This window comes from Vibrio sp. Vb1554 (genome assembly GCF_033344235.1).
In genome coordinates, this window is record NZ_JAWPOJ010000040.1 from 1 (window position 1) to 10,294 (window position 10,294).

The 10,294-nt window shown below is 45.3% G+C and carries 8 protein-coding genes; 7 read left to right on the forward strand and 1 reads right to left on the reverse strand.

Going from position 1 to position 10,294, the window contains the following annotated elements:
• Positions 1–696: 696 nt before the first annotated feature.
• The gene (gene queG / locus R8N28_RS21580) at positions 697–1,824 is read right to left on the reverse strand and encodes a tRNA epoxyqueuosine(34) reductase QueG (RefSeq protein ID WP_065274931.1); all 1,128 of its coding nucleotides are present in this window, start codon (positions 1,822–1,824) and stop codon (positions 697–699) included.
• A gap of 276 nt (positions 1,825–2,100) precedes the next feature.
• Here queG and tsaE point away from each other — a divergent pair, with 276 nt between their 5' ends.
• From tsaE to hflK, 7 genes are all read left to right on the forward strand, one after another.
• Positions 2,101–2,565 carry a tRNA (adenosine(37)-N6)-threonylcarbamoyltransferase complex ATPase subunit type 1 TsaE gene (tsaE, locus tag R8N28_RS21585; protein WP_065274930.1) on the forward strand — a complete coding sequence of 155 codons (465 nt, stop codon included), beginning with the start codon at positions 2,101–2,103 and terminating at the stop codon, positions 2,563–2,565.
• On the forward strand, positions 2,559–4,268 hold the full coding sequence (locus R8N28_RS21590; protein ID WP_025768796.1) for an N-acetylmuramoyl-L-alanine amidase: 1,710 nt from the start codon (positions 2,559–2,561) through the stop codon (positions 4,266–4,268). Before tsaE ends, R8N28_RS21590 begins: the two co-directional genes overlap by 7 nt.
• Before the next feature lie 18 nt (positions 4,269–4,286).
• Complete coding sequence (gene mutL, locus R8N28_RS21595; protein WP_065274929.1) at positions 4,287–6,299, forward strand: DNA mismatch repair endonuclease MutL; 2,013 nt, start codon at positions 4,287–4,289, stop codon at positions 6,297–6,299.
• On the forward strand, positions 6,296–7,228 hold the full coding sequence (miaA, locus tag R8N28_RS21600) for a tRNA (adenosine(37)-N6)-dimethylallyltransferase MiaA (RefSeq protein WP_047103958.1): 933 nt from the start codon (positions 6,296–6,298) through the stop codon (positions 7,226–7,228). Before mutL ends, miaA begins: the two co-directional genes overlap by 4 nt.
• Before the next feature lie 194 nt (positions 7,229–7,422).
• Complete coding sequence (hfq, locus tag R8N28_RS21605; RefSeq protein ID WP_005381379.1) at positions 7,423–7,686, forward strand: RNA chaperone Hfq; 264 nt, start codon at positions 7,423–7,425, stop codon at positions 7,684–7,686.
• A 38-nt stretch (positions 7,687–7,724) separates the two neighbouring features.
• Positions 7,725–9,014: a ribosome rescue GTPase HflX gene (gene hflX / locus R8N28_RS21610; protein WP_005381380.1), complete on the forward strand. Its 1,290-nt coding sequence runs from the start codon at positions 7,725–7,727 to the stop codon at positions 9,012–9,014.
• A 45-nt stretch (positions 9,015–9,059) separates the two neighbouring features.
• Positions 9,060–10,265: an FtsH protease activity modulator HflK gene (gene hflK / locus R8N28_RS21615; protein ID WP_017633728.1), complete on the forward strand. Its 1,206-nt coding sequence runs from the start codon at positions 9,060–9,062 to the stop codon at positions 10,263–10,265.
• Positions 10,266–10,294: the final 29 nt, after the last annotated feature.

The following is a 10,294-nucleotide window of genomic DNA, read 5'->3' on the forward strand; positions in this document are numbered from 1 at the left end:
GCGGGGTGGAGCAGCTTGGTAGCTCGTCGGGCTCATAACCCGAAGGTCGTCGGTTCAAATCCGGCCCCCGCAACCAAATACAAGACGATAGATTGAGTACTTATTTAGTATACAATTGTTAAGTCGTCTACGGATGCGCCGCTTGATTCAACGCCTGCTTCTCGCAACCAATCACATCGCTCTTTTCATAATGCTGCGAAGCATGAATCCCCAAAAGCTAAACTTTTATCCGCATCATATGATGTCGGACGATTTCGTTTGTGTTTAAAACACGATATGAATCGGCTGACGTACAAGTATGATGAGGCTTCGCGTGTTTTATCTACTTTAATTAACAGAGTTATCCACATACGTCGTTCTGTGGATAAGTTGGTTGATAAAGTGTTTTTAGCTTGACTTTTTATGATGGGGAAGAAAGATCTTTTCTCTAAAGTGAAGTGGAAACAACAAAGAAATACCAATTAAATCTTTGTTATATAAAGAAAAAATAAGTTTTTTGTCGGATCGAGTACGTTAAAATACGATCATTAACTGGTATTTTTTTGATCCTAGTCATTTCTCCGAGCTGTGTTTAACTTTTTTCTGCTAGCTTGTTTTTCTTGAATCTCAAATTTTTTTCCACATTACAAAATTGAGAACAAGGTCATGAATTGAACATGCAAAAGTACTTTCAATCTCTTGCATATAGACTACGCTCTATGCGTCTCTCGGCAGTCCCTTCTCGACTATCCTTATTAAGCGTTGCTTTTTTGTCTCTATAGATGAATTACTCTCAGTGGGGAGTTGATTCAGTTGCTCTGTCAAAGCCCATTTAATGTGCTCATCAAGTAATTTATTTTCACCTTGCCGACTTTCCAGCGCATCTATGATTCGCTGACTATATTCTGCATTACCAAGTGCGACAGCGATGTTACGTAGCCACTGTATATGACCAATACGACGGATAGCGGAGCCTTCCATATTTTTTAGAAAAGTCGCTTCATCCCAGTTAAACATGTCGACGAGGTCAGGGTTTTTGAAACTGTCACGACGGTGGAAATCATCTTGCTCCGTTATGTCGGCGTAGCGGTTCCATGGGCAAACCAATTGACAGTCGTCACAACCATAAATGCGGTTACCCATTGGCTTTCGAAACTCTTCAGGAATCACGCCACCGAACTCGATGGTGAGATAAGAGATACAACGCCTGGCATCGACAACTTTGTCTTCAACGATGGCTTGTGTTGGGCATGATGTAATGCATGCTTTGCATTTACCGCACTGATCAACGCTTGGCTCATCTACGGGTAGTGGTAAGTCGATAAGTAGTTCACCTAAAAAGAACCACGATCCACAGTCTTGATCTAAAATCAGGGAATGTTTCCCGGTCCAACCTAAGCCCGCTTTTTGGGCGAGAGGTCGCTCTAATATTGGTGCGGAATCAACGAAAGGTCGGTAACCATATTGACCAACCTCTTGTTCAATAAGTTTGCCGAGCTTATTTAGCTGCTTTCTGACGAGCTTGTGATAATCGCGCCCTAGTGCGTAGCGGCTAATATAGGCATGACTTTTATTCGCGAGGTTCGAAGCGAATTGAGCCTCTGGTGGCAGATAGTCCATCCGGACGCTGATAACACGAACGGTTCCCGGGAGTAGCTCATGGGGTCTAGCACGCATCATACCGTGACGAGCCATCCAATCCATTGAGCCGTGATAGCCTGCATCAAGCCATTTTTGTAGTGCTGCTTCATGTTCACTCAGATCAACGTCGCAGATCCCAACTTTTTGGAAGCCGAGTTCTTTTCCCCAAACTTTGATTTGTTGTGCGAGTTGTTCGTAGTTCATGTTAACCACCGGAATAAAGGGGGGCGGATCTTAACGGATCTCTGGCTTTGGTGCTACCCAGTTAGGTACGTTTTTGATGTTGTGAATACTGCTTATTGAAGTCATTTGCATATATTCTAAATCTAGGTCGATACTAAGATGATTAAGATACCGTTTATTGGATACTTTTTTCGCACATATGACATTTGAAAGCTTGTCTCTCAAAACCAACACGGTTTACTATTCCTGTTCTTTTGATTTTTATATAGTCAACGATCATTAGTTAGAGAAGCATCAATGAGCACGAAACAATTCAATTTAAAAGATGAGCATGAAACGGTTGCACTAGGCACCGCTATGGCTCAGCTTTGTTCCCAGCAAACCACAATTTATCTGCATGGTGATTTGGGTGCAGGTAAAACAACCTTTAGTCGTGGTTTTGTCCGTGCTCTTGGTCATCAAGGTAACGTGAAAAGTCCAACTTATACTCTAGTCGAACCGTACCAGTTGGATCAGTGGCAAGTATATCACTTCGACCTTTATCGTCTTGCGGATCCTGAAGAGCTTGAGTTTATGGGTATTCGAGACTATTTCACAGACGATGCGATTTGCTTGGTTGAATGGCCTGAAAAAGGGCATGGCTTACTGCCACAACCGGATCTTGATGTAAACATTCGCTACCAAGGTGAGCAACGTGTAGCCGAACTAACAGCTAATAATGATTATGGTGTGCAGTTACTCAGTCGATTGGAGCTATGTTGAGTTTTTCAAATTTTAGAGTAGTGGCGACGTTTGTCGCCACTTTTCTCCTTCTCATCCCCAATTTAGCATTTGCTAACGTCGTTAAGAGTTTTCGAGTTTGGCCTTCACCTGATGAAACACGTGTTGTCATCGATTTAGGCTCGGAAGCTGACTATTCCTATTTCTCTTTATCAGGGCCGGATCGCCTTGTCGTGGATTTAAAAAGCACGACGATGCAGGCCAGACTGCCTGTTACTGTTACGGATAGCCCTGTTTTAAAACTGGTACGAAAAAGCTCGCCTCCAGAGAAGGGCACTTATCGTTTGGTGTTTGAACTAAAAAAGAGCGTTCAAGCGGAATTATTTAAATTAAGCCCAACACCAGGTGGGCAGTATGGTCACCGCTTGGTGATTGATTTACCGCACGGTAAGAAGGCATCGACCTCTAAACCGAGTAAGCCAGCGGCGGCCAGCAAAGACATGAGTTCAGTTCAACGAGCTCAAGAAGTGTTAATTGTTATCGACCCTGGTCACGGTGGGGAAGACCCTGGCTCTATTGGCCCTTCACGTCGTAAGTACGAGAAAGATGCGGTATTGAGTATCTCAAGAAAAATTGCTGCTCAGCTCGATGCGACTCCTGGTATTAAAACGCGCATGACTCGTACGGGAGATTATTTTGTAAACTTAAACCGTCGTGTCGCGATTGCTCGTGAAAATGATGCGCACTTGCTGATTTCCATTCACGCAGATGCGTTTACTTCACCGAAGCCTCGCGGTGGATCGGTCTTCGTACTAAATACTCGTCGTGCAAATACCGAAATTGCTCGTTGGGTCGAGAACCATGAGAAACAGTCTGAGTTATTGGGCGGCTCGGGTAATGCGTTCTTCACGAAGACAAAAGATCGTAACGTGAACCAAACTTTGTTGGACTTGCAGTTTAGTCATTCACAAAAAGAAGGCTATAAGCTGGCAACAGAAATCCTAGGTGAGATGGGACGTGTTGCGCACCTGCATAACACCAAACCGATCAACACCAGCCTTGCGGTTTTACGCTCTCCACAGATTCCGTCTGTGCTAGTGGAAACGGGCTTTATTTCTAACCCAACAGAAGAGCGTTTACTGTTTCAACGAGCGCACCAAGATAAGTTAGCTCAGGCTATCACTAAGGCGGTCGTCAAGTACTTAAAAGATAACCCACCAGAGGGTACGGTGTTCTCGCCTTCAGCGAAGCCAATGGTACATATTGTAAAGCGTGGCGAGTCATTATCGGTGATCGCGAACAAATATGGGCTTAGCTCTAAAGCGCTGATGTCGGCAAACAACTTGAAGTCGACAGGCTTGGCAATTGGTCAGAAGCTCAACATTCCTTCTGCTGGTACGATTAAAGTGCCAAGTAAACCGATTACTGTTGAGACAGAAACCATTACGCACAAGGTTAAGTCTGGTGAGTTCTTAGGTAAGATTGCGAATCACTATAAAGTGAAGGTTTCAGATATCCGCCGAGAGAATAACTTGAAGTCAGATACCTTGTGGGTAGGGCAAAAGTTGAAGATAACGGTCGCGGTAAAAGATAAACCGATTCGTAAGCACAAGGTTTCTCGGGGTGAGTTCCTTGGCAAAATAGCGTCCAAATACGGCGTTAGCGTATCGAGCATTCGTAAAGCGAATAACTTACGCTCTGATCAGCTAGCGGTTGGGCAAGTCCTGATCATTCCAAACAAGTAGGTGAGCTTCTAACTCATTATGACGATTAAAATTTTGCCAGCCAGACTTGCAAACCAAATCGCCGCAGGGGAAGTGGTCGAAAGACCTGCTTCTGTGATTAAAGAGCTGGTTGAAAATAGTCTTGATTCTGGCGCAACTCGAATCGATATCGATATCGAGAAAGGAGGCGCAAAGCTGATTCGTGTTCGTGATAACGGAAAAGGTATCGCGAAAGATGAACTTGGCTTAGCGCTCAGTCGTCATGCGACATCTAAGATACATACCTTAGATGATCTCGAAGCCATTATGAGTCTAGGTTTTCGCGGTGAAGCGTTAGCCAGTATTAGCTCAGTCTCGCGTTTGACGCTCACGTCGCGTCCTGCGGCACAAGAAGAAGCCTGGAGTGCCTACTCCGAAGGGCGTGATATGCAGGTGAAGCTTAAGCCAGCAGCGCACCCGATTGGCACGACTGTTGAGGTGTTGGACTTATTTTTTAATACTCCAGCGCGTCGCAAGTTTCTTCGTACGGAGAAAACCGAATTTGCTCATATTGATGAGTTATTGAAACGTATTGCGTTAAGTCGCTTTGATGTCACCATCAATGTGCGTCATAACGGCAAGATCATCCGTCAATATCGCGCGGCGAAAAATCAGCTTCAAACCGAAAAGCGTATTGCTGCTGTCTGCGGTAATGCGTTTGTGCGGCATATGCTCAGAATCGAGCTTGAGCATCAAGGGTTAAAGCTACATGGGTGGATTACCACGCCAGAGGGAGCAAGGCAGCAAAGCGATTTACAATATTGCTATGTGAATGGCCGAATGATGCGTGACAAATTAATCAATCACGCGATTCGTCAAAGCTATGAAATGAGCTTAAAGCCAGATCAGTTTGCTGCGTATGTGCTCTTTATTGAGCTAGATCCGCACCAAGTAGATGTGAATGTTCACCCTGCTAAGCATGAAGTGCGTTTCCACCAAGCTCGTTTGGTGCATGATTTCATCTATCAAGCTTTGACGGATGCACTTGCGCAAAGCGCCGTGATTGATAAACCACAGGTGAATGAATCGGCATTTCATCGCGTGGAACCGACTGAGTCTGAAGAGATTGAGCATTCGCCAGAGCCTGAAAATGTACAAGAGCCAGCATCTTCACCAGTACCAGAGCGGGTTTATCAAGCGATAGAGAGTACACCGGCTTATCCTGGACGCAGTGATTATGAAGTGAAGCCTCGTAATAGCGGTCCTAGTGAAACCTCCGTGCGAGAGGCGCGCGTAGTGGAGTCATTCAAACGTAATGATTGGGTGGAATCCAAACCTGCACCAAAGCCAAGTCACAGTAAAGAGCGCCACGTAGAACCAGCGCCAACTAAACAAGAAGTACGCGCTTATCACGAGCTGCTGAAAACGCCAGAGTTTGAGGCTCAGGCAGTCACTCCAATAGCGCCCCAAACGATAACTTCGCACACATCAATGCCATCGATTACTGCATTAGGCAAAGCGCTGATGGTGGTCGATGAACAATTTGTTTTGATGAGCAGTGACAGTGGGGCGGCGTTAGTCTCGTTACCTAGAGCAGAATTTTATCGTGTAAAAGGCCAGCTCACTCCAAGCGATGGTGCACTCAAGGCACAACCTCTGCTTGTTCCTCTATCTATTAAGTTAGAGCCCGAATTAGTGAGACTGGCCCAAGATTATCAACAAGATTTGGCATTGCTTGGTATTCAATTGAAAGCGAGAAACGAGCACGCCTTAATGGTGATGGGCGTCCCAGCTCCGCTGCGTCAACAAAACTTACAAAATTTAGTACCAGATCTGTTATCTTACGCGCAATCTTGTGTGAACGAAGGTATAGCAGCGGCTCAGATGCTGTCTGAGTTGATAGATTGGCTCGCATTACAGGTCACGACAGTGAAGAGTCACTATACTTTTTCTGAAGCCATTCAAATTATTGCGGAACTTGAACAGCTAAGACATGGTCAATTGCCATTAGAAGATACAAAATTCGTATCCGCTGTTGATTTCTCTGCCACGATAGCCAAATTAAAACCATGACAGATAAACTACCTTTGGCGCTATTTTTAATGGGGCCAACTGCATCAGGCAAAACTGAGCTGGCGATTCGTCTTCGTCAAAAATTTCCGATTGAGATCATCAGTGTTGATTCTGCTTTGATCTACAAAGGGATGGATATCGGTACGGCGAAACCGGATGAAAAAGAGTTAAGTTTGGCGCCTCATCGCTTGATAGATATTTTGGATCCAAGTGAATCTTACTCTGTCGCCGACTTTCGTCGAGATGCATTGAAAGCGATGGATGATATTGTTGCAGAAGGAAAAATTCCACTTCTTGTGGGTGGAACAATGCTGTATTACAAGGCGTTACTTGAAGGTTTATCACCACTTCCTGCTGCAAATCCTGAAATTCGTCAGCAAATTGAACAAGAGGCATTGACTAAAGGTTGGTCAGTGTTGCACGATGAACTCAAAGAGGTTGATCCTGTGTCAGCCGCGAGAATCCATCCCAATGATCCCCAACGTTTATCTCGGGCATTGGAAGTTTTTCGCATTTCAGGTAAAACTTTGACTGAATTGACTCAAACGAAAGGTGAAAGCCTACCATACCGAGTCAAGCAGTTTGCAATAGCTCCCAAGGATAGGGCAGAACTTCACCGTCGGATTGAACTCCGTTTCGAGAAGATGATGGAAGCGGGCTTTGAAGAAGAAATGAAAGCGTTATATTCGCGAAAAGATCTTCACCCCGATCTTCCTTCCATACGATGCGTCGGTTACCGACAGATGTGGGAGTATTTAGATGGGGAGTGTACACGTGACGAAGCGGTATTTCGTGGCGTATGCGCGACTCGTCAATTGGCCAAGCGTCAAATCACCTGGTTACGCAGCTGGGATGATTTAACTTGGTTGGATAGCGAGAACATTGAACAGGCATTAGAAACGATGTCGGAAGCAATAGCATCTGATTGACATAGCTGTGTATAATGTGATCGTTTTTGCGTGAACGCACTCTCAAAGGATCTGTTGTTGGCGGTTTTTATACTATGCTGCTAATTACTTAGAGTGCATTTTTGATTCGTTTAGCTCAGATGCAAAAGCCGTATCTTTTGCATTGCACCACTAGCTAAATAATTACAACTACAAATTAAATAAGGAAAATAAAAATGGCTAAGGGGCAATCTCTACAAGACCCATTTCTAAACGCGCTACGTCGTGAGCGTATCCCGGTATCTATCTACCTTGTGAATGGTATTAAACTACAAGGTCAGATCGAATCATTCGATCAATTTGTGATCCTGCTGAAGAATACTGTTAACCAAATGGTGTACAAGCACGCGATCTCAACAGTTGTGCCGGCTCGTCCAGTGAGCCATCACAGCGGTGAACGTCCACAAGGTGAGCGTCCACAAGAGAAATCTGAAGATTAATTCTTCATCGAGTATTTTTAAAATAAGGAGTTGATTGCTTGTTTGACCGTTATGAATCCGGTGAGCGAGCCGTACTTGTTCATATCAACTTCACGCAAGAAGGTGAATGGGAAGATCTGGCTGAGTTCGAAATGCTGGTTTCTTCTGCTGGGGTAGAGGCGCTACAAGTGGTAACTGGTAGTCGTCAATCCCCACACCCTAAATACTATGTCGGAGAGGGTAAGGCCCAAGAGATTGCTACAGCGGTACAATCAACGGGTGCCGAAATTGTGATTTTTAATCACGCCCTCTCTCCTGCCCAAGAACGTAACCTCGAAGCACTGTGCCAATGTCGAGTTCTCGACCGCACTGGTCTTATTCTCGATATCTTTGCTCAACGAGCTCGAACACACGAAGGTAAGCTACAGGTAGAGCTGGCTCAACTTCGTCATATCTCTACTCGTTTGATTCGTGGTTGGACACACCTTGAAAGGCAGAAAGGTGGTATCGGTTTACGTGGCCCGGGTGAAACCCAGCTGGAAACCGACCGTCGCTTATTGCGTGACAGAATCAAAGCCATCCTGCGACGCTTAGACAAAGTAGCGAAGCAGCGTGAACAAGGGCGCCGCGCCCGAAATCGAGCTGAAATCCCAACGGTTTCACTTGTGGGTTACACCAACGCGGGTAAGTCGACACTCTTCAACCGTATTACAGAAGCTGGCGTGTACGCGGCTGATCAATTATTTGCTACTTTGGACCCGACTTTACGTAAGATAGAGTTAGCAGATGTTGGTCCTGCCATCTTGGCAGACACGGTTGGTTTTATTCGACATTTGCCACACGACTTGGTTGCGGCCTTCAAGGCAACCTTGCAGGAAACGCAAGAAGCTGACATTTTGTTACATGTTGTTGATGCCAGTGATGAGCGTTTTCGTGAGAATATTCAAGCTGTTCATGAAGTACTAGAAGAGATCGACGCGCATGAAGTGCCGACTCTGGTTGTCATGAACAAAATCGACAATCTAGATTCGCAGAAACCACGTATAGAACGAGACGAGGAAGGCGTACCTCGCGCAGTTTGGGTTTCAGCAATGGATGGGTTGGGCATTGATGTCCTGTTTGAGGCTCTGACGGAACGTCTGGCGTCACAAATGGTCGAGCATCAGTTGCGAATTCCTCCACAGTATCAAGGACGATTCCGTAGTACCTTCTTCCAAATGAAGTGTATTCAACGTGAGGAATATGACCAGGATGGTAACTTGTTGATCGATATTCGAATGCAGCAAGTAGATTGGTCTAGACTTGAAAAAAGAGAAGGGGCAGTTTTGACTGGCTTTATAGTCACTTAAAGGACTGCTACAGTATAACGTCATATCAAATGATGGAGCTTTCTAATGGCGTGGAATGAGCCTGGAAATAACAACGGCAACAATGGCCGCGATAATGACCCTTGGGGTAATAATAATCGTGGTGGCCAGCGTCCTGGTGGCCGAGATCAAGGTCCGCCAGATTTAGATGAAGTGTTCAACAAACTGAGTCAAAAGCTGGGCGGCAAGTTTGGTAAAAAAGGCGGCGGTGGTTCTCCAATCGGCGGCGGTGGTGGTAGTGCAATTGGCTTTGGCGTGATTGCTCTGATTGCTGTTGCAGTTTGGTTCTTCGCTGGTTTTTACACCATCGGTGAAGCAGAGCGTGGTGTTGTACTGCGTTTAGGTAAATACGATCGTATCGTAGACCCAGGTCTTAACTGGCGTCCTCGCTTTATTGATGAGTACGAAGCGGTAAACGTACAAGCGATTCGTTCACTACGTGCATCTGGTCTAATGCTGACCAAAGATGAAAACGTTGTAACAGTTGCGATGGATGTTCAGTACCGAGTGACTGACCCATACAAATACTTGTACCGTGTAACCAATGCAGACGACAGCTTGCGTCAAGCAACGGATTCTGCACTACGTGCAGTAATTGGTGACTCATTGATGGATAGCATTCTAACCAGTGGTCGTCAGCAAATTCGTCAAACTACGCAAGAAACACTGAACCAAATCATTGATAGCTATGATATGGGTCTGGTACTTGTTGATGTGAACTTCCAGTCTGCTCGTCCACCAGAGCAAGTGAAAGATGCGTTTGATGATGCAATCGCAGCACGTGAGGATGAAGAGCGTTTCATTCGTGAAGCTGAAGCATACAAGAACGAAATCTTGCCTAAGGCAACGGGTCGTGCAGAGCGTTTGAAGAAAGAAGCACAAGGTTACAATGAGCGTGTCACTAACGAGGCTCTTGGTCAGGTAGCACAGTTCGAAAAACTATTACCAGAATACCAAGCAGCGCCTGGTGTAACGCGTGATCGTCTGTACATTGACGCAATGGAAGAGGTGTACTCAAGCACTTCGAAAGTGTTGATTGACTCGGAATCAAGCGGCAATCTTCTTTACCTTCCAATCGATAAGTTGGCGGGACAAGAGGGCAAAGCAGATACCAAACGTAAATCGAAGTCATCTTCAACCTATGATCAAATTCAACTTGAGTCTGATCGTACACAAGAAGACACTTCGAACACGCAGTCTCGTTCAACAGGTTCACGTCAAGGGAGATACTAAGAATGCGTAAGTTAATGATCCCTGTACTG